This window comes from Leifsonia aquatica, assembly GCF_014190775.1.
Taxonomy (GTDB): domain Bacteria; phylum Actinomycetota; class Actinomycetes; order Actinomycetales; family Microbacteriaceae; genus Leifsonia; species Leifsonia aquatica.
In genome coordinates this window covers 33952-53685 of sequence record NZ_JACHVP010000003.1, presented here as the reverse complement: position 1 = coordinate 53685, position 19734 = coordinate 33952, and the positions used below count along the sequence as shown (strand labels likewise).

Genomic DNA, 19734 nt, shown 5'->3' with positions numbered 1-19734 from the left:
TGATACAGTGATGGGACATCAGTCGCATCACCGTGCCGGCTCGATATCCACCACAGTCAGGAGGAGTACTCAATGCGCGTCTTCATCACTGGAGCATCCGGAGGAATCGGCCAGGCCGTCACGGAGGAGCTCGTCGCTCACGGGCACGAGGTCGTCGGCCTCGCCCGCTCCCAGTCATCCGAAGCAAAGGTCATTGCCGCGGGCGGCACGCCGGTGCGGGGTGGCCTCGGGGATCTGGATGTGCTCACCCAAGCAGCGAGCGAGGCAGACGGCGTGATCCACCTTGCTTTCAGCAATGACTTCACCGACCTCGAACGCAGCATCGCGGAGGAAGGACTGGCGATGGACACCATCGGGGCCGCCCTCATCGGTTCGGACAAGCCGTTCTCGATCGTGTCGGGCACGACATTCGCGACCGGTCGCCCGGCCACGGAGCATGACCCGATAGCGACCACCGGTCCGGTCGGTGGACGGGGCATCAACGCCCGCAGGATCCTGGACCTCGCCTCCCAGGGCGTGCGCACCTCGACCGTTCGCTTGCCACGATCAGTGCATGAGCGGTACGTCGCGTACGGTTTCGCCGGCATCCTCATCCAGGCGGCTCAACGATCCGGTGTATCCATGTACGTCGGCGACGGCAGCCAGCGATGGCCTGCCGTTCACCGCCGTGATGCCGCCACCCTGTTCCGCCTCATGATCGAGAAGGGTGAACCTGGAACATCGGTCAACGCTGTGGGTGACGAGGGCAACTCGATGCTCGAAATCGCCACGATCATGGGAGAGCAGCTTGGAATGCCGGTCCAGCAGGTACCCGCTGAGACATTCGGACCACTCGGGCAAATCTTCGCCCTCGACCAACCGGCGTCGAGCACCTGGACCCGCGAGACCTACGACTGGGAGCCGACACACCCAAGTCTTCTCGCTGACCTTAAGGCGGGCGACTACCCGCCCCTCGAGCACTAAGCCGCTGCCGCGTCTCGACGGTTATGGCAGCCCGACCGGTGCCACTCTGACCGTCCGCCGCCGCCACCGTCAGGTATAGTCCCAACACGACGGCATCCCCCCCTTCGTCGTGGTTGAGAGACTGGGCAGTCAGCCAATTGGCGGCTGCCCAGTCTCGCTTACGCTTGGGCGGCTTGCACAGGCGACTTCGGTAAAACCCTCCGCCGAAGACAGACGGCGACGCTGGTGGCTATGCGCACCAGTTGGCGCCGATCTCGTTTTCGTGAACACTTCCGAGATGCGCTGGTGGGATGGGTCCGCGTGGACGACTCACACCGGACAGCCGGTGGCCGTCACAGCACCAGTCTCTACCGCTGCGCCGACGACCAAGTCTCCTCGAAGGATCCCGACTAGCACGCGGGTGGGTGGCGCACTAGCCCTGGCCTTCAGCCTGTCAGCGGCGTCCGCCGGAATCGGTTCGGTCCTCATACCTGGAAATCTGACCAGCATCGTTCAGCAGGCGACTACGAGATCGACGGGAACGCTTGATGACAGTACACCAGCGATAACATCCATCATGAACGAGCAGGCGACTTGGTTCACAGCGCCGTCAGCTAGCGGTTGTGGTCTCCGGTTCTGCGGCGTGGTTTCTCTGGGTGACACGGCCGCGGATGAAGATGATCGCGATTAGGCCGAAGATGATCACGATCGGGTTCTGGAGCCCTGCGATCGTCAGGAGCGGGTTGGCGGCGCCACCGTTCGAGGTGTCGATGCCGCCGTTGGCCAGGGCCAGTGTGGGGTCGGTGATGGCGTGCAGCAGGATCGCCCAGGTGAGGTTCCCGGTCACGCGCATCACGAGATACATCACGATGCCGAAGCCGAATGTGTATGCCACCGTGGCCAGGACGGTGACGTTGATTCCGGTGCCGATCGCGTTGACCAGGTGCAGCAGGGCGAAGACCGTGGCGGCGAGCACGGCTACGACCCGCTCGCTGTATCCGCTGTCGCGCAGGAGCTTGACCGCGATGCCGCGGGTGAGCATCTCTTCGACGAAACCGACGAGCAGTCCCGCGAAGATGAACGTCACGATGACGGTGCCGGCCGAGTAGGCCGACCAGTCGGTGCCGAAGATACGCAGGATCGCCGGGAGGACGACGAGGGCGACAGCGATCCACATCCACCAGCTGCCCTTGACCGGCTGGGGCGCGAACAGTGGTCGCCACCACCGGACCGTTGACACGAAGATCCCGACAAGGATCGAGCCGACGAGCACACCAGCGCCAACAGCGAAGAACACGCTCCCCGGTGTGGCGAACAGGTTCCTTGTATCGATCTGGACGCTGAAAGCAGTCTGGAGAAGCAGCGAGACACCCGTGTACAGGACGGCGTACACGACGACAACGAGCACGGCCCTCCACCACCCACCCCGATTCCAGAACGCAGACCAACCGGACTCGGGCCGAGGTGATGTGACGATGCTCAAGTGGATGTCCCTTCGCGGCGCTCACGTGTTGAAACGACTCTCGGCCAATTTACAGGCTCACGCCGAAATTCATTTCGCCGCGCTACGAATTGTGCTGCGCCAGTGCCCTCTCAGCGCCTCAGTCTACGTATGCCCGTCGCCGCACCGATGCCGGCTACCGCGATCCAGGCGAGTGCGGCGATCCAGAGCACGGCGGTGCCGATGCCGCTGAGCAGCGGCGATCCCAGCGCCGTCGCGAGAGCGAGCGTCGCGGTCGCGTACATCCCGAGGGGAAAGACGACGGACCAGAGCCCGGTCTCGTAGCGGATCGGTTCACGCCGCACGAGGTAGCGCACGACCCCCAGCACAATGAGGAAGGGCACGCACCAGGTTCCGAACGCCCACAGCACCAGTCCGGCGCCCAGGACGAATGGCGCGACGACGGGCAGCTCGCCGCTCTGGACGATCCGCGCCGCCGCCAACGCCGAGATCGCCGTCGCGCCCATGACCACCCAGGCGGTCGGCGCGACCGTGCCTGGCCCGCGCCGCGTGCCGAGGAACCGCGCGGTGAGAAGACCGGCGAGCAGGAAGTACAGCACGACGCCGACTCCCCAGAACGAGAAGGCGACGATTCCGGCCGAGAGCAGCGAGGCGATGATCGAAACGGACTGGGTCGCGACCACCCACAGGAACCAGGAGCCGTCCACGTCCTTCGCGGACGGCCGGCGGTAAGCGCGGAGGACGAGCGCGGGGAGCATCCCATAGGTGAGGGCGGCCCAGACCGGCACCGCGACGGCGACGGCGAGCCAGGCGATCCACCCGATTCCGAGGGCGTGGCCCAGCGCGACCACGACATCGAACGCCGCGACCACGGTCCAGAAGCCGAAGGCGCGGCTCGGATCGCGCAGGTCGGCGGCGAGGGCGGTTGTGGCCGTCAGCACTCGCGCGACCAGCGCGGCGAGCAGCACGAGGAGTCCTCCCGTGGCGATGACGAACAGCACGATCCCGATCGGCGCGAGGCCGACGGTCACGAATGCGGTGCCGAGGATCCCCGTCGCCATCAGGAACGAGAAGGCGTTGGGCGGCAGGCCGGTGACGATCCGTCGCACCGTCAGGGGCGTGCGCCCCGGTGCCGCCTGATCAGATGGACTGCCGGTAGCCGAAGAACTCATGGTCGTTGTTGTATCCGCCGAGGCCGCCGCCGACGTCTTCGAAGCGTTCCACGAACTCGATGGCCTGGATCCATTTCACCATCTTGAAGCCGAGTTGCACCTCGTTCCGCAACCGCAGCGGAGCGCCATGCGAGAACGGCAGCGTCTGATCGTTCATGTCGTAGGCGAGCATGGTGAGCTCGTACCGCATCTGGGCGAGCTCCTGCACGTCGTAGTACAGGCCCCCGTCCGCTCCCTCCGCGAACGAGTAGAAGACCACCCAGCGCGCGTTCGGCGTGGGCTCGACCAGATCGAGGATCGTCGACATCGACACCCCGCCCCATTTGGCGACTCCCGACCATCCCTGAATGCAGAAGTGCTGCGTGATCTGCTCATGGTGCGGTAGCGCGCGCAGGTCGGCCAGCGACAGGCTCGCGGGCTTGGCGACCTGTCCGGTGATTTGCAGGCGGTAATCGCGGAAGCCGTCCTCCTGAAGGTGCCGGTATTCGTCGCTGTCGGGAACCCGTCCGTTGGACCAGAAGTAGGGAGAGATGTCTTTCTCGGTGTACTCGCCCGGTTTGCCGTCGACGTGCTCGAACAGTCGCTGCACCGGCCCGATCAGGGCCATCCCGAAGCGGCGCACGGCACGCGGGTGACGGTAGGTGAACGGGGTGGCGGCGACCCACACGACGACGAGCAGCGCCGTCGTGACCATGAACACGATGAATCCCACCCAGGATTGCGTGTCGTTGCCGGCGTACATGTGATTGAGGTTGCGCAGGGCGCCCGTGGTGAGCACGAGGCTCACGTGGATGACGACGAAGAACAGGTACCAGCACAGCACCAGGAAGTGCAGGGAGCGCGCGAACTGGATGCTAAACACCCGACTGATCCACCGCATCCGGGTCGACAGCGCAGGCGACATCCCGAGACCCGTGAGCATCGCGAGGGGCGCCGCGATGAACACGGTGATGAAGTACGCGATCAGCTGCAGCGCGTTGTAGTTGACCCAGCCGTTCTCAACCGGCCAGTCCAGCGACAGATACCGGATGGCCGTGGTGAGCGCGTTCGGGAAGACGTCCCAGCTCATCGGAACGATCCGCATCCACTGGCCGGTCACGAAGAGCAGCACGAGGAACACGATCCCGTTGGCCAGCCACAGCACGTCGACGCCGAGGTGCCACCAGCGCGCGAGACCGATCGAGTGCCGCCGCCCGGGAAGCCCGACGTTGTCGGGAAGGGTGAGAGAGTCGCCCTTCGCCGTGTACGTCGGGTCGTCGGGCACCGGCCGCTGGAACCGCAGCCACTCCCGGCCGGGCACCGAGTGCCGCGACCAGTAGAGCCGCGGATGGTCTGCGAGGATGCTCAGCCCGGCACGCACGATGAAGATCATGAACAGCACATTGAGGAAGTGCTGCCACTGCAGCCACGCGGGGAACCCGACGGGAGCGTCGGCCGGGAGCTTCGACTCTCCCGGGTAGGTGCGCATGAAGTCCTGCACCGCCGGCAGGGTCACGATACCCCTGGCGACCGCGATCGCGACCACCCCGGCGAGCAGGACGAGAGGGAGGAGCCACAGCACGTTGATCCAGCGGTTGGGCCAGACCTTCAGCCGCGGTGCTGTTCCGTACTGCGCGGGAAGCCCGCCCGCCCAATCGGGACCCACCCGGTCGTACCGACGAGTGTCCAGCTGCTCCCGGAACCGAGGCGATACCTCCGCCAGCTGCTCACGCCGCTGCTCAGCAGCTGACGTCTGCGGGACCTCGCTCGCAGCCATATTGCCCCCGATTCTCTAGAAGTTACGGTGGAGTGTACCTCTCCGTCAGAGGCCGCGAGTCTTGAGGTTCCGATCACCGCGAGAGCCACGATCAGCAAGGGAAACTGCAACTGGCTTTCCAACTCAGTCACACTTGCGTCGAACTGCGGCAAGCGAAGAACGTCGGGCGCTCCTTGAACACGGCCTTTTGGGCAGTGCATCCGTCGACGCTGCGCAAACACGGCCGCCCCGTGTCGTAAGTTGCCGCAGTCGTGGACGCCCTCGCTACCTGGTGCGTCGAAGCGGGACGTCACCACGGCTGCTATACGACGGCAGCGCAGTGCCAGGCCTCCTCACATAGCCAAGCTTCCACACCCCGCAAATTGACGGCGTCTTCCTCGACCATTTCGCAGACGATCCCAGGGCTGGCGGCCGCGTGCTGGACCAGATCGAGGTCGTGAAATCACTGAAAGCGCGCTCGCGCATCACTCGATCAGCAGGACAGTACCCGGCGGACATCCGCAGCGAGGCCATCCGCCACGCGGTCGGAGGCAGCATCTTCGCGATTGAGCATCCCCCATGCAAGGAGACCCGATTTCGCACAATCCACTGGGCAGACAACGGCTGCCGACCTTTGTCATCGCCGGCGTCCACGTGGGGCTGTTGCAAATCGATGCGATACGCGCCTCAGGTACTCCAAACGGAAACGAACCAGCTGGCGGTGCGGTCCCAGACGAGCGAGGCTTCTACCGCGCGGCTCAGAGCTAGCTCGCCTATTGACTAGCGAGGCAGACGCAAGCCGAACATCCCGCCGTCAACAGCAAGGGCGGTACCAGTCGTGAACGAGGATTCCGGCGACGCCAGATAGATGATCGCCTGGGCGACCTCGGCTGCTGTGGCGAGGCGACCCATCGGCTGCCTGGCTTCGAGACGTGCCCGTTCGGCGGCTGCGTCGTCCGACGCATCCAGAAGGCGGCCGACCCACGGCGTGTCGACTGTGCCCGGGCAGACGCAGTTCACTCGAATGCGACCGGCGAAGTCGGCGGCGGTGGCGAGGGTGAGCGCGTGCACTGCCCCTTTGCTGGCGCTGTACAGCGCCCGCTGCGGCAGTCCCGCCCAGGCGGCGATCGAGCTGACGTTGACGATGGCTGCGTTCGACGAGCGTTCGAGGTGCGGCAACGCGGCGGCCGTCACGCGGGCGATGCCTGTCACGTTGATGTCGAGGACTCTCCGCCATTCGTCGTCGTCGTTGTCCGCGATGGTGCCCGATGCGCCGATCCCTGCGCAGTTCACCACGATGTCGAGCGTTGCCCCGTCGAATCTCTCGGTGATGACGGACTCGACTGCGCTGCGGTCCGTCACATCCGCGACGAGGAAGTCGGCGTCGCCTGCGGGGCGGGACCGGTCGAGACCGACGACAGTCGCGCCCGCTGAGCGCATTCGCCGCACGACCTCCTCGCCGATGCCACTCGCTGCTCCAGTGACGAGCGCTGTCAGTCCGTCGAGCTTCATGGTTTCTCCAGAGTTCTGTGTGGTCACGTCGGCGCTCATGGCGCGGGAACGAATCGCTGGCGCTGCTCGCCGAGACCGTCGATCCGCAGGACGAGTTCGTCACCTGCGGAGAGGTAGCGTGGCGGTCGCTGGCCCAGTCCCACGCCCGCCGGGGTGCCGGTGTTGATGAGATCTCCGGGGTGCAGGACGGTGAACTGGCTCACGTAGCGGACAATTTCGGCGACGTCGAAGACCATCGCGCTGGTGTTCCCGCGCTGCTGTGGCACTCCGTTGATGTCCAGTTCCAGCCCGAGAGCGTTCAGGTCACCTGCCTCATCAAGAGTGACAAGCCACGGCCCCAGCGGGTTGAACCGTTCGAAGGACTTGCCCTTGATCCATTGGCCGACATGTTCGAGTTGCCATTCGCGTTCCGATACGTCGTGTGAGATCGTGACCCCGGCGACGTAGTCCAGCGGGTTCTCGTCCGCACCGAGGTACCGAGCGGTCTTCCCGATGACGACACCGAGTTCGACTTCCCAGTCCGTCTTCGTGCTTTCCCGAGGAATGTATACGTCATCATTCGGACCGACGACGGTGTGCGAAGCCTTCCCGAAGATGAGAGGCTCGCCCGGCACCGTCAGATCCGACTCCGCAGCGTGGTCGGCGTAGTTCACGCCAACGCACCAGACCTGTCCTGGTCTGGCGATCGGAGCTCCGATGCGCGTACCCGATTCGACGATGGGCAGACCGTCTGTCCCATCCGCTAGACGGCGTCGAAGCACGTCGAGACCGTCGAACTCGAAGAACGAGGAATCGAAGTCGGCAACTATCTCCGACACGTCCAGGGTGAGTCCGTTGACGTTGACAGCCGGCTTCTCGCGGCCGGGCTCGCCTATACGAAGCAGTTTCATTCGGGATTCCTTTCTGGTCGGGGTTGCACCCCGTAGACGGTGTTGGCGGTGCGCCAGCGTAGAGCGTCAATACTTTCGGCGGTGGGAGAAAGGGCGTCCGCCACCCGCTCCCACCGCCACTCCCCGGGATCGGCGACCGGGAAGTCGCTGCCGAGCATTGCCCGGTTGAATCCGAACGCATCGAGCGCCTCGCGAAAGTACGGCGCCGCCGCGTCCGTGAAGCGCACACCGGAGAGCTTGACGTTCGCGCTCGAGTGGTGTGCGACAGCGCGGATGCCCGCACGCCAGGCGGCGGCTTCGTCACTGTGCCATCCGGCCTGAACCGGCGGATTGCCGAGGTGGTCGACGACGATCACGGCGTCCGGCGCCCGGCTGTGGAGGTCGGCCAGCTCTTGGAGCTGGTCGGCGCGAACGGTCGCATCGAAGACGAGACCTCGATCCGCCAGCCCGATCAGACCGGCACCGTACGCGTCGGTAGCGATCGTGTCGGGCGCATGGTCTTGCAGGATGTGCCTCACACCCACCACTAGCGGTTCCCTGACGAGCTCGTCGAGGCGATCGCTAAGACCTGGCCCGTCCAGACGGATGTCCGCGACGATGCCGGACAGTTCCGGCCAGTCCAGGCCGACCACCCAGCGCACCTCTCCTCCGGCCTGCTCCGGGAGGCAGCCGGCCTGGACGAAGATCATCGCGGTCGCGCCGGCCTGTCGGTCGATGTCGTGTGGGAGCACCGTTCGGTCAAGGGCGGGGACGTTATTAAGCCACGGATAGCGGAGGATGCGCGGGTCCCAGACGTGCACATGCGTGTCCACGAGTGGACTGTTCATCGTCGTCCGTCTACTCCTTGGTCGCACCGGCGAGCATGCCCGAGACGAGCGCGCGCTGGGAGAACAGGAAGAGGACGAGAACCGGGAGGATGGCGATGATGATGGCCAACGCCAGCTCCGGGCTGGTGATGTTGAGTCCCTTTCCGGCGACCGGGTTGAATGAGGGAGTCGACGACAGCAGCTGATTGAGGCCCACCTGGATGGGGAATTGATCGCTGTTCGGGAGGACCAAATACGGGAGGAAGAAGTTGTTCCAGTTGTTGACGAAGCTGAAGAACGCGATCAGCCCGACCACCGGTTTTGCCAGCGGCATCGCGACCCGCCAGAACACCTGCCATTCGTTGCATCCGTCGATGCGCGCGGCCGAGAGCAGGTCGCGCGGAAGGCTCGTGGCGAAGTAGATGTACACCAGGTAGACACCGAACGGATAGAACGAGAACGGCAGGATGATCGACCATACCGTGCCAATCAGCCCGAACAGGTTCAGTTCGAGGAAGGTCGGCAGCACCAGGGCAGCTGACGGCATGATCATCACCACCAGGGTGATCGACAGCAGGATCTTGCGGCCACGGAACCGGGTCAAGGCCAAGGCGTAGCCGGCGGGAACGCTGGTCGCGAGGGTCAGGATGAGGGACCCGACCGAATAGATCGCCGAGTTCTTCAGCCAGACGAAGATCGCACCTCCCTGGAAGGCGACAAGATGCTGCCAAGCCGTCGCCACATTGCCGAACGACCCGAATGACAGCGGAAACTGGTGGATGAGGTCGCCGGCGGTCTTCGTCGGCGCGAGCAGTAGCCAGATCACCGGCAGCACGAAGAACACGACGAGCAGGGCAAGGATCACCACCACGATCCCCACGGAGACGAAACGGGAAACGCGCCGACCGCTGTTGGCGGTGCGCTGGTCGAGTGTTGTGGAAGTCATTCGTCGTCTACCTTGAACAGGCCGGAGCGGGTCACCAGGACGGCGGCGACAACCAGGCCGAGAGCGAGCAGGAACAGAGAGATCGCGGCGGCACCGTTGAAGTCGCCGTGCTGGAACGCGTACACGTACGCGAGCTGGTTGGGTGACCAGGTGGGGCTCACCCGGCCTAGGCTCGCCGTCTGCAGGAGCTGCGGCTCGACGAAAAGCTGGGTACCGGCGGCGAAGGCGAGGATCGACTGGTACACGATCCACTTGCGGATCATCGGGATCTGAATGTGCCAGGCCGACTGCCAGGGACCAGCGCCGTCCATCCGTGCCGCTTCGAGCACTTCGTCGGGGATGTTGTTGAGCGCTCCGTACATGACGACGATCCAGCCACCCGCCCCGGTCCAGAAAGCGATGAGCACGAGGATGACGGGGAGATTCTCCGGCGCGAGCACCTGCGCGAACGAGCCGAGACCCATTGCGCGCAACAGCCCGGAAGCCGGACTCACCGCCGGGTCGAGCATGAACAGCCAGACGAGCACGCTCGCGACCCCGGCGAGGGCGCCCGGGATGTAGTACAGGAAGCGGAAGACCGCGGCGGTGCGTGGGCGCATCCTGGCACGAAGAATGACCGCCACGACAGTGGTGAGCACGATGACCAGGACGAGCCACATGACCAGGTAAATGCCGATGTTGAGGAACGCCGGACCAAACCGGTAGTCCTGGACCACCTTGATGAACTGACCGAGGCCGGTGAACTGGCCCCTGTCGTTCGTGAACGCCAGGTAGATCGCATACCCGGTTGGGATGATGCCGAAGGCGATCAGGAAGAGTGTGTATCCGGAGACGAAAAGGTACCCGGAGATGCCGGAGCGGCCGGCCCGCCACCGCGGAACTCCGCGACGGCGAGCCTGCTTGGTGCTGACGAGCGCGGGGACGCGCTCAGTTTCAATGCTTGTCATTTCGTGGTGACCGTGTATCCAACCGACTTGGCCTCATTGACGATCGCGGTCTGCCATGCGGGAAGCGTCTCGGTCAACGTCTTTCCCGCCGTGAGGGCAGGCAGCACGACGCTGGACCACGAGGTCGCGTCACTGAACTTCGTGTTCGACCATCCAGTCCACACCTGATCGGCAGCCGTCTGGAACGGACCGGCGATGTCGTCGGCGAAGTAGGACGCGTTGTCTGGGTTCGCCAGCCAGGTCTTCGCCCCCGGTACGTAGGCCGGGTAGGTCGGCGCCGACTTAAGGTTCTCATCCGACGTGGTGAGCCACTCGGTGAGCGCTGTCGATGCCTTCAGGTTTTTCGAGTGCGACGACACCATCCACACGCCTCCGCCGACGTTGCCGGTGTATGCGGTCGACTCACCGTCCCACTTCATCGGGTTCGCAGCGGCGATCTGACCCTTCGGGGTCTTGAACGCCGAGTTGAAGAGGTACTGGCCGTACCAGGACGGCCCGTTCGCCATCAGCACCTTGCTGCCGTCGAAGCCCTGACTGAAGAAGCCCTGCGTGCTCACAGCCTTCGCCTGAATGAGGTTGTCGAGGAGCGACGCCATCCGGGTGCACTCCTTGGCCTGCAGGTCGACGCGGAGCTTGCCGTCATCCTGAAGCTGCTGGGCGGGGCACTGGCTCGACCAGAAGTAGCTCTCCTGAGAGTTCGTGTCGCCGACGGCGCCGACAATGTATCCGGGGTGCTCCTTCGCGACCTTCAGGCCGAGTGCTTCGTACTGCTCCCACGTGGTGGGGACGGTGTAGCCCCACTGGTCCATGAGCGTCTTGTTGTACCAGAGCACCACCTGGGCGATGTCATTGCGGAGGCAGTACGTGTGACCGTCGAACTCGCAGGGGGTCAGCGACCCCTTGGCGAAGTTGTCCAGCGTTGCCTTCTTCACCAGCCCGTCGTCGAGTGGCGCGGCGAACGGAACGGCCTTCGGACCGGTCGGCTGCGATGCCCAGGTCACGTCCGTGGGCGAACCGAACACGACATCCGGCCATCCCTTGTTCGTGCGGTCGAAGAGCTGCACCTTGGTCTGGAGGTAGGTGGACCCGTCGGCGCTGCCGTCGTAGGTCACAATGTCCATCTTCACATCCGGGTGCGACTTCTGATAGGCCTGCACGGCGGGGAGGCGGGTCGAGTCCGCCCAGACGGTTATCTGGGACGAGTCGTCCTGCGTCACGGGTTTGAAGGCGGCCGAACTACTGGTGTCGGACTGATCTGCACTCGCACATCCGGTGAGGGCGGCGAGGACGCCTGCTGTGGCGAGGGCGAGCGTTGCCGCGACGGCGCGACGGCCGGGGCGATAAAGTCGTGGCGACTTCATTGTCTTGCCTTTCTTGATGCTGGGGTTGGGTTGGGTTTCATTGCGGTGCGGACTCAGGCGGCCGTTCCGATGAACGGGTGAAGGGCCGCCGGGTAGTCGAGACCGGCAGGTAGTGCGATGCCGGGCTCGGTGGGTGCGTGGAGAAGGCCGTTCTCATCGACGTACTTTTCGCGGACGACCGTTGTCGCCGTGACAAGAGATTCGTAGTAAGTCGTGTTGGGAATCGCCATGCACAGATGGTGGGTCGGGAGGTCCGAGCCGTGGACCTCCGCTCGGAGCCGGAAGGCGTCTGCTAGGTGGGCGGTACGCATGGCTCCCGTAATACCCCCGCGGAGGTTCGTGCTCGCCCGCACCCCGAAGGTCGCGGCGCCCGCGGCGATGAAGTCGGCGGAGTTCATGTGCGCGCCGTCGGACGTCTCCGCCACAAGGAGGGGCACGTCGACCGCCTTCGCGAGCCCGGCGTACGCGGTGATGCTGAACTCGCGCATCGGTTCCTCGTACCAGAGGTAGCCTGCGTCAGCGAGCGCACGTCCGACGTGGATCGCGTCTGGCAGATCGAACCCTGCCGAGCCGTCGTACATCAGCGGGACATCGTCGCCGACGTGATCGCGGAGCGCGATGGCAAGTTTCGCGTCTCGACGCGCATCCCCCCAGGCATGCAGTTTGATGCCCTGGTAGCCGAGGGCGAGACACTGGTCGGCCACGTCGAGGAACTCTTCAACGCTGGCAAAAGTGGATGTGGATGCATACGCGGGCAGGCTCGTTCGGTAGCCGCCGAGCACCTTCCACGTCGGCAGACCCTGCATCCGGCCCGCCAGATCCCATAGCGCGGTGTCGACCAGACCAAGCGTCGGCAGCGGCAACTCGTGGATTCGGTCCAACTCCCAGATCCGATGCCAAAGCCATTCCCGCTGCAGAGGGTCCTGGCCGACCAGTTCCGGACGGAACACACGCTCAACCAAGTCATCGAGCATCACCGCCGCGCCGGGGCGGGCGAAGAACGCGATACCTTCTGCGCCTTCGTCCGTCCCGATCCGCAGCACAGCGCCGTCGCCCGCGGGGGCACTCCCGGCCAGGCCATCCCGCCATTTGAACGGGGGGTTGGCGGCGGGGACATGAACCCGGATGGATTCGACGTGCGTGATCTTCATGACTGCTTTCTTCGTTCGGTGATTTCGGATCGGTGGTCTGCTGCGGCTTAGAAGCCGCCGTAGACCTGGAGTTCGTAGATGCTGCCGCCGTTCCCACTGGAACCGGTGACGGTGAGGCGCACATAGCGGGCGTCCACAGGTTGGGCGAGGAACGAGTAGTTCGTCCGGTCGGTGGTGCGCGCAGCGCGGTGGTCCTCGAGCGTCGACCAGTTCGTGCCGTCGGTCGAGTATTCGAGGAGGTACTGGTATCCGCTCGGCAGTTCGAATGTGGTCACGGCGCTCTTGATGCTCGTCACCGCGCCGAGGTCGACTTGGATCCAGGACGGATCGGGCAGTCCGAGGCCCTGCGCCCACCGTGTGGAGAGGTCGCCGTCGACCGCGAGCTCGGGGAGGTTGGGCTCCGAGAACGAGGACACCGTGACCGGCTTACCTTTCGCGAGGTCGCTATCGGCCGGCAGTGTGACGGCTGCCGCGGAGCTCTGAGCGGACTGGTTGCCTGAGGCATCCCGGGCGACGACGGTGTAACTGTGCGACGAGCCGGGGGTCAGACCGCCGACGCGCAGGGTGGTCGCGGTGGTGAGGGCGATCTGCGTGGTTCCGTCGTACACCGCGTAACCGGTGACTCCGGTGTCGTCGGTGGAGGCCGGCCATGATAGGTCGAGCAAGGTTGGCAGCTGCACCGAGGCGGTCGGCGCGGCTGGTGTGCTCGGCGGTGTCGTGTCCCCGCTCGGCGCCGGTGCACCGTAAACCTCGAGCTCATAGATTGAGCCGCCGTTGCCGCTCGTGCCGGTGATCGTCAGCCGGACGAACCGGCCGGCGACAGGGGATGCCGGCTCCGTGTAGTTCGTCGCCGCCGTCGTGTTCGTGCCGGTGTGGTCCTCGATCGTCCGCCAGGTCAGCTCGTCGTTCGACGCCTCAATCTTGTACTTGTAACCGCTGGCCTTTTCGAAGGTGGTGATCACGCCCGAGATGTCATAGCTCTTGCCGAGGTCAACCTGGATCCAAGAGGGGTCCGGTAGCCCGAGGCCCTGCGCCCATCGGGTCGACAGGTCCCCGTCGACGGCGTTCTTCGGGTAGTTCGTCTCCGAGTCGCTGGATGCGGTGACGGGCTTTCCGACGGCGAGGTCGCTGCCGCTCGGTGTAGTGAGGGTGAAGGCCGGGCTCGGCTTCGACTCGTTGCCGGCGGCATCCCGTGCCGTGACCGTGAACTTGTAGGCAGCGCCCGCGGTCAGGCCAGTTATGCGCGCCGAGGTGCCGCCGGTAGCTGAGACCAGCGTGCCGTTGGCGAAGACCGAGTAGCCGGTCACGCCGGTGTCGTCGGTCGCCGCTGGCCAGCTGAGCTCGGCGACGCTTGGGAAGTTGGCCGCCCCCGTCGGGGCTCCCGGCGCGGTGGGCGCCGTGGTGTCCGTCGGCGCGGGCTGGGGGTCGAGGCCGCGGTAGGCGGGCTGGAGACCGGCGTTGTCCACGATGCTGGCGGGCAGCTGGGCGCAGCTGTCGACGGTCACGTTGTTCGTGATCGTGTCGTTGGTGCTGTTGAACTGCGCACTGTACTGCGGCTTGGTCGTAAAGTTACGGTCGGCGATGATGTCCATGCCGTGGTTCAGCAGGAGCCACTGGTAGGCGATGTTGCAGAATGCGTTGTTGGTCGTGTGCCAGTAGCGGCTGCCCTCGTCCTGGTAGATCGCGCCGTAGGCGGGCTCGGGCACGTCGGTGATCAGGTTGCCGGAGACCTCGCTGTCGGGGCTCGCGCTCAGCGTGTAGATCGCACCGCCGTCGGCCTGGGACTTCATGATGTCGCTGATGGAGTTGTCCCGCACGATCGTCTTGCGGCTCGTGGTCGGGGTGTCGTAGACCGGGACGCCCGAGTTGCCAGGGTAGTTGCTGTCGCCGCCCTTGTCGGTGAGCCCCCAGCCCCACCCGACCGAAATGCCGCTGTACGGGAGGTTGTATACGCGGTTGTGCTCGATGGTGGTGCTGTCGGTATAACCGGCCAGAATACCGAGCGAGCCGTTGTAGCCGGTCGCGACGTTCGTGACGACGTTGTTGCTCACGAGCGTGTTCTTGGTGACCGAGCGCAGGTCGGTCGGATGGTGGTCGATGACCTCGACCCCGCCGATCTGGATGCCCGTGGCGGCCACGTCGGTGAAGACGTTCCCGACGATGTTCGTGCCCTGCGTGCCGGTGTTGAGGTTCAGGCCAACGGCGCCGAGCTTGGTGAAGCGGTTCCCCGTGAACGAGATGTTGTGCCCGTAGCTGACGTTGACCGCTCCGGGCGTCTTCTGCCAGTAGAGGCGCGAGGAGTCGAAGGTCGGGTAGTTGGACCCGGTGATCCGGAATCCGGCCTGGCCCTCGACCATGCCGTCGGCCGAGCTCGGTGCGAGCCATGTCGAGTACGAGAAGGTGATGCCCTGGAAGGCGACGTTGGAGACCGGCTTGTCGATCGTGCCGTTCAGGTCGACGAGGTCCTGGACCATCGGAACGGTGACGGTCGCCTTGCTCAGGTCTTGACCCTGCTTGGGCATGTAGTAGAGGTCGCCCGCGGTGTTGTCGAGGTACCACTCACCCGGGGTGTCGAGGAACTCGTACGCGTTCTCCAGCCAGGTCGGGTTCTGGATCTCCTGGCCCTCGTGCAGGTTGGCGTTGTGCCAGCACGGCTGCTGCATCGTCACCGCGGTGCCCACGATCGACTGCACCGGGCATCGGTACTCCATCCAGCCCCACTTGCTGACCACCTCGATGGCGCTCTGGTTCTTCAGCGCGTCCAGGCTGGTGTCCGTGATTGTGTAGCCGGTGGCGGTCTTCGAGAACCCGGGCGGGTTGTTGCCACCGCGGGCACGCGTCTCGAGTTCGCCGTCCACGTAGAGTTGGCGGGTGTCGATGTTCCCGACGTGCACCTTATAGATGCCGTGCGTGGCGTCGGAGAGCTTCCAGCCGGTGATGTCCTTGCCGCCGCTGATCACAGGGTGCGCTCCGGGCGCCGCCTCGTAGGTGACAGTGTGACCGCCGCGGCCCGAGTCGGTGCTGTTCAGGGCGAAGGTTTTGTCGATCTTGTACGTGCCGTCGGCAAGCACGACGTTCACATCGGTGAGCCCCGGCGCGTTGATCAGGCGCGCAGCGGTGCGCGCGGCCTCCAGCGAGCGGAACGGGTGCGCCTTGGTGCCGAGCTGGACACCGTTGCCCGTCGGAGCGACGTAGATCGAGACGGGCGGCAGCTTGAGGGAGGCGTGAGCCACTGCGGCCGCGGGCGCCGCCTGTGCGGACACCGGGACGAGGGCCAGCGCTGCGCCGGTCAGCAGTGCGACGGCGGTCGCCGTGACAGTGCGGGCACGAAAGCCTGGCCTGTTTTTGGCATGGGGGTACCGCGGAAACTTCGACATCGGAATTTCCTTCTCTTGAGAGGGGCCGGTTATGTGGGGTTGTTGGCGGTGAAGATCCTGTCGCGGATCTTCCGCTCGAACTGGTGCTGGGTCGTGTCGATGTGCTCGACCATGAGGTCGACCGCTCTGTCCATGTCGCCGTTCGCGACCGCCTCCGCGATCGCCACGTGCTGGTCGCCGGCGACCTTGAGGGAGCCCGGCGCATCGCCGTGGAAGAGCAACACATCGCTTTGGGCGATGTAGCGGCGGACGTTGCTAACGCTCGCCTGGAGGAAGACGTTCTGGGAGGCGATCGCCACGGCGCGGTGGAAGATCGCGTCGGCGTCGGCGAATGCTTCTGCCGCGTCCGAGGCGCCGGCGATGGCGGACTCTTCCGCGGCCTCGCGGATCGCCCGCACCTGCACCGGGGTCGCCAGTGTCGCGGCGCGGCGTGCCGTCTCCGACTCGATCAGCCGCCGGTAGTCGAGGAGCATCAGCACCTGCTCCATGTCGGTGGGCTGGAAGTGCTCGAGCTCGTCGGCTCCGAAGTTCGTGGCCGGGGCCGCAACGAAGATACCGGCGCCCTTGCGGACGCTCAGCCGGCCGATGGCCGCGAGCACCTTCACCGCCTCGCGCGTCACATTGCGGGTCGCATCGAGGATCTCGGCGAGGCCCTGCTCGGTGGGCAGCCGGTCGCCCGGGCGGAGGTTCTGCTCCGCGATGTACTGCAGCAGCTGCTCCGCGACGAGCTCGTAGCCCGGACGGTAACGCCCATCGCCGCTCTCCTGGCCCTGCTCTGAGCGGCGTGCGCTGCTGTTCACCTCAGCCTCCTTTGGTCGATGATCAGCGGTAACTTCCGGATAAGTATGACACATCTCTAGATAGATGCAATCTATTCGGCAAGACTGCGCGGAGAATGGCCGTTTCGCCCCGGTTTGAGTGAATAGATCTGATTCTTGTAGAGTGACTCGCATGACAACGGAGACAGCTGGAGCGACGGAGTCGTTCGAGTTCCGCACGCGACTCGCTCCCGGAATGGCGGCGCCCTACGAACGTTTCCATCGCGCCATCCCGGCCCAGGTCCACCAGGTGATGGGCGAGAGTGGCGTCGTCTCCTGGCAGATCTTCGTGCGGTGCGATGTCCTCACCCACCGTGTCGTCGCCGATCGCACGGCGCTGAAGGAGCGCCTTGACCTGCATCCCGTGAATGTTGCTTGGCAGCGCCAGGTTGCCCCTTACCTGATCGCAGGCGAGGAGCCGACCGCGCCGGAGCAGGCTGGCGCGCTCATTTGGGACTTCTCGTGGCCCGTCCGCTGACAGCGCTCGGCGCCGGGCCGTTCGGCCTCGGCTGCGCCCCCCTCGGCAATCTCTTCCGCGCGATGTCGGACGAGGATGCGGAGGCAACGCTCGAAGCAGCTTGGGCCGCAGGCGTGCGCTGGTTCGACACGGCTCCACACTACGGGCTCGGGCTCTCGGAGCGGCGGCTCGGTTCCTTCCTCCGCGGCAAGCCACGCGACGAATACTTGCTGAGCACCAAGGTCGGGAGACGACTGGAGCCGCTGCCCCTTTCCGACGTGCGCGACGACGAAGGCTTCGAGGTACCCGCCAGTCACCGGCGGATCTGGGACTTCAGCGCCGAGGGCGTCGAAAAGACGCTGGCGGGCAGCATGGACCGCCTTGGGGTCGAGCGGGTGGACATCGTGCTCCTCCACGACCCGAGCGATCACCTCGACCGAGCAGTAAGCGAGGCCGTCCCCGCCCTGCGCCGCCTCCAGCATCAAGGGATCGTCGGCGCAGTCGGGGCCGGAACGCGCGACCTCGACGCGCTCGAGCACCTGATCGATTCCGCCGATCTCGATCTCGTCATGACCGCTGGCCGCTACACACTGCTCGACCAGTCGGCCGATGACCGGTTGCTCCCCGCCTGCGCGACGAAAGGTGTCACCGCTGTCAACGTCGGCGTTTTCAATAGCGGCATCCTGGCCACGAACACCCCTCCCGAGTCGGCGACCTTCGAGTACGCCCGCGCCGATCCTCTGCTGCTCGCGCGGGCCAGGGCAATCGCCGCGATATGCCAGCGCCACGGTACGACCCTCCCAGCAGCGGCGCTGGCCTTCGCTGCCGCGCACCCCGCCATCGGCGCAATCGCGATCGGCGCCGCGAGCCCCGAGGAGGTCCGTGCCGACAACGCCCTCCACGATGACCCCCCGTCGCGAACGCTCTGGCTTGACCTGGCTGCCGAGGGCTTGCTCGGCGCCGCCGCCCTCAGACGGCTCATCGAAGGGCACGCCGGTGCACGCTGACCTCCCCGAAGACCAGCTCGTCGCCTACCGCTCCGCGGTCGCCGACCCGGGCGACTTCGACGAGTTCTGGTCGCAGACCCTGACGGAAGCGCGCTCACGGTCACTGGACACGAGCATCCAGCCGGTCACGTGTTCCCTGCAAACGCTCGAGGTCTACGACCTCCGTTTCACCGGCGCCGACGGAGACAGGGTCGCCGCGTGGCTGCGGCTGCCGAAACAGCGCGACGGAAACCTGCCAATGGTCGTCGAGTTCGATGGCTATGGCAAGGGCCGCGGTCGCCCGGAGCAGAACCTACTCTGGGCCTCAGCCGGGTACGCGCATTTGGAGCTCGACACCCGCGGGCAGTCCTGGTCGGGATGGACGAGCGACACCGCTGACCCCGCGCCTTCGGCCCCCCATATGCCCGGGATGCTCACCAAAGGCATTCGCGACCGCGACACCTACTACTACCGCCGGGTCTTCATCGACGCTGTCCGCGCGTTCGACACCTTGCCCGAGTTGCCGGGCGTCGACCCCAGTCGCGCCTACGCTCTCGGAACGAGCCAGGGCGGGGGCATCGCCCTGGCCGCGACGGGCCTCTCCGACCGGGTCTGCGGCCTGATCGCGAGGGTGCCTTTCCTTTGTGACATCCCGCGCGCGATTCGCATCACCGACGCCCACCCTTACCGCGAGCTGATCGACTACCTGCGCATCTACCGCGATCAGGATGCTGCCGCGCTGGAGACCCTCGCCTACTTCGACGGTGTCAACTTCGCGCGCCGGGCACGCGTGCCGGCCCTCTTTAGCGTCGGCCTCATGGACCCGGTGTGCCCACCCTCCACCGTCTACTCGGCCCATGCCGCCTACGCCGGCCCGAAAACACTCGACGTGTGGCGCTACAGCGGCCACGAAGGCGGCGGCATCGACGACGATCTGTCGGCCCTCCGGACGCTCGGGAGCTGGGCGCATTCTCCGCAAATGCTGGCGCAAATACTTAGTTAGTTCACTAAGCATTACGCCCGCTGCCCATCCTGCGTGCCAGGCGGGGGACCCGCCGCCCGGGAGATCGCCGCCTCGATCGCGATGCTCGGACTCGGCTTCCGGTTGTTCAAAGGCTCCGGCAGCGGCAGCGGGCAGCGGGCAGCGGGCAGCGGCACGAGCTCATCACTTC

17 protein-coding genes are annotated in these 19734 nt (G+C 65.6%); 5 read left to right on the top strand and 12 right to left on the bottom strand.

Features of this window, described 5'->3' with window-relative positions; all coding sequences use genetic code 11:
- Window positions 1–72 precede the first annotated feature (72 nt).
- Window positions 73–963, top strand: a complete 891-nt coding sequence (locus FHX33_RS13535; protein ID WP_021765400.1) for an SDR family oxidoreductase — start codon at window positions 73–75, stop codon at window positions 961–963.
- 277 nt (window positions 964–1240) lie between these two features.
- A complete protein-coding gene (locus FHX33_RS22285; protein ID WP_420870888.1) occupies window positions 1241–1633 on the top strand; it encodes a DUF2510 domain-containing protein in 393 nt (130 codons plus the stop codon).
- On the opposite strand, the gene FHX33_RS13525 is transcribed toward FHX33_RS22285, so the two are convergent.
- The 12 genes from FHX33_RS13525 to FHX33_RS13470 all read right to left on the bottom strand — a co-directional run bounded on the left by FHX33_RS13525 (window position 1553) and on the right by FHX33_RS13470 (window position 17101).
- The gene (locus FHX33_RS13525) at window positions 1553–2350 is read right to left on the bottom strand and encodes a CPBP family intramembrane glutamic endopeptidase (RefSeq protein WP_021765399.1); all 798 of its coding nucleotides are present in this window, start codon (window positions 2348–2350) and stop codon (window positions 1553–1555) included. The genes FHX33_RS22285 and FHX33_RS13525 overlap by 81 nt on opposite strands.
- 185 nt (window positions 2351–2535) lie before the next feature.
- Window positions 2536–3576 (bottom strand): tellurite resistance/C4-dicarboxylate transporter family protein, encoded by a 1041-nt coding sequence (locus FHX33_RS13520; protein WP_081704115.1) that lies wholly within the window; start codon window positions 3574–3576, stop codon window positions 2536–2538.
- The gene (locus FHX33_RS13515; RefSeq protein ID WP_021765397.1) at window positions 3545–5332 is read right to left on the bottom strand and encodes a molybdopterin-dependent oxidoreductase; all 1788 of its coding nucleotides are present in this window, start codon (window positions 5330–5332) and stop codon (window positions 3545–3547) included. The genes FHX33_RS13520 and FHX33_RS13515 overlap by 32 nt, the downstream gene beginning before the upstream one ends.
- 759 nt (window positions 5333–6091) lie before the next feature.
- Window positions 6092–6823 carry an SDR family NAD(P)-dependent oxidoreductase gene (locus FHX33_RS13510; protein WP_039924107.1) on the bottom strand — a complete coding sequence of 244 codons (732 nt, stop codon included), beginning with the start codon at window positions 6821–6823 and terminating at the stop codon, window positions 6092–6094.
- Window positions 6824–6858: 35 nt separating this feature from the next.
- Window positions 6859–7713 (bottom strand): fumarylacetoacetate hydrolase family protein, encoded by an 855-nt coding sequence (locus FHX33_RS13505; protein WP_021765395.1) that lies wholly within the window; start codon window positions 7711–7713, stop codon window positions 6859–6861.
- Window positions 7710–8525 (bottom strand): amidohydrolase family protein, encoded by an 816-nt coding sequence (locus FHX33_RS13500; protein WP_051337071.1) that lies wholly within the window; start codon window positions 8523–8525, stop codon window positions 7710–7712. The genes FHX33_RS13505 and FHX33_RS13500 overlap by 4 nt, the downstream gene beginning before the upstream one ends.
- 25 nt (window positions 8526–8550) lie before the next feature.
- Window positions 8551–9465 carry a carbohydrate ABC transporter permease gene (locus FHX33_RS13495; RefSeq protein WP_021765393.1) on the bottom strand — a complete coding sequence of 305 codons (915 nt, stop codon included), beginning with the start codon at window positions 9463–9465 and terminating at the stop codon, window positions 8551–8553.
- Window positions 9462–10412: a carbohydrate ABC transporter permease gene (locus FHX33_RS13490; RefSeq protein WP_021765392.1), complete on the bottom strand. Its 951-nt coding sequence runs from the start codon at window positions 10410–10412 to the stop codon at window positions 9462–9464. Before FHX33_RS13490 ends, FHX33_RS13495 begins: the two co-directional genes overlap by 4 nt.
- Window positions 10409–11629, bottom strand: coding sequence for an ABC transporter substrate-binding protein (locus FHX33_RS13485; RefSeq protein WP_021765391.1), 1221 nt, complete (start codon window positions 11627–11629; stop codon window positions 10409–10411). Before FHX33_RS13485 ends, FHX33_RS13490 begins: the two co-directional genes overlap by 4 nt.
- A 197-nt stretch (window positions 11630–11826) precedes the next feature.
- Window positions 11827–12924 (bottom strand): enolase C-terminal domain-like protein, encoded by a 1098-nt coding sequence (locus tag FHX33_RS13480; protein WP_021765389.1) that lies wholly within the window; start codon window positions 12922–12924, stop codon window positions 11827–11829.
- Window positions 12925–12971: 47 nt separating this feature from the next.
- A complete protein-coding gene (locus FHX33_RS13475; RefSeq protein WP_021765388.1) occupies window positions 12972–16301 on the bottom strand; it encodes a discoidin domain-containing protein in 3330 nt (1109 codons plus the stop codon).
- 29 nt (window positions 16302–16330) lie between these two features.
- Window positions 16331–17101 carry a FadR/GntR family transcriptional regulator gene (locus FHX33_RS13470; protein WP_021765387.1) on the bottom strand — a complete coding sequence of 257 codons (771 nt, stop codon included), beginning with the start codon at window positions 17099–17101 and terminating at the stop codon, window positions 16331–16333.
- A gap of 151 nt (window positions 17102–17252) precedes the next feature.
- On the opposite strand from FHX33_RS13470, the gene FHX33_RS13465 reads away from it, so the two are divergent.
- From FHX33_RS13465 to FHX33_RS13455, 3 genes are read left to right on the top strand one after another with little or no spacing between them, the layout of a single operon-like run.
- Entirely contained in the window at window positions 17253–17597 is a 345-nt protein-coding gene (locus FHX33_RS13465; RefSeq protein WP_081704112.1) for an L-rhamnose mutarotase, read from the top strand.
- Entirely contained in the window at window positions 17582–18583 is a 1002-nt protein-coding gene (locus FHX33_RS13460; protein WP_021765385.1) for an aldo/keto reductase, read from the top strand. Before FHX33_RS13465 ends, FHX33_RS13460 begins: the two co-directional genes overlap by 16 nt.
- Window positions 18573–19565, top strand: coding sequence for an acetylxylan esterase (locus tag FHX33_RS13455; RefSeq protein ID WP_021765384.1), 993 nt, complete (start codon window positions 18573–18575; stop codon window positions 19563–19565). Before FHX33_RS13460 ends, FHX33_RS13455 begins: the two co-directional genes overlap by 11 nt.
- Window positions 19566–19734 lie beyond the last annotated feature (169 nt).

Bases quoted from the DNA above. Each gene is read 5' to 3' on its own strand.
- FHX33_RS13505 (WP_021765395.1), bottom strand. From the start codon at position 7,713: ATGAAACTGCTTCGTATAGGCGAGCCCGGCCGCGAGAAGCCGGCTGTC.
- FHX33_RS13490 (WP_021765392.1), bottom strand. From the start codon at position 10,412: ATGACAAGCATTGAAACTGAGCGCGTCCCCGCGCTCGTCAGCACCAAG.
- FHX33_RS13480 (WP_021765389.1), bottom strand. From the start codon at position 12,924: ATGAAGATCACGCACGTCGAATCCATCCGGGTTCATGTCCCCGCCGCC.
- FHX33_RS22285 (WP_420870888.1), top strand. From the start codon at position 1,241: ATGCGCTGGTGGGATGGGTCCGCGTGGACGACTCACACCGGACAGCCG.
- FHX33_RS13515 (WP_021765397.1), bottom strand. From the start codon at position 5,332: ATGGCTGCGAGCGAGGTCCCGCAGACGTCAGCTGCTGAGCAGCGGCGT.
- FHX33_RS13535 (WP_021765400.1), top strand. From the start codon at position 73: ATGCGCGTCTTCATCACTGGAGCATCCGGAGGAATCGGCCAGGCCGTC.
- FHX33_RS13520 (WP_081704115.1), bottom strand. From the start codon at position 3,576: ATGAGTTCTTCGGCTACCGGCAGTCCATCTGATCAGGCGGCACCGGGG.
- FHX33_RS13475 (WP_021765388.1), bottom strand. From the start codon at position 16,301: ATGTCGAAGTTTCCGCGGTACCCCCATGCCAAAAACAGGCCAGGCTTT.
- FHX33_RS13495 (WP_021765393.1), bottom strand. From the start codon at position 9,465: ATGACTTCCACAACACTCGACCAGCGCACCGCCAACAGCGGTCGGCGC.
- FHX33_RS13510 (WP_039924107.1), bottom strand. From the start codon at position 6,823: ATGAAGCTCGACGGACTGACAGCGCTCGTCACTGGAGCAGCGAGTGGC.
- FHX33_RS13465 (WP_081704112.1), top strand. From the start codon at position 17,253: ATGACAACGGAGACAGCTGGAGCGACGGAGTCGTTCGAGTTCCGCACG.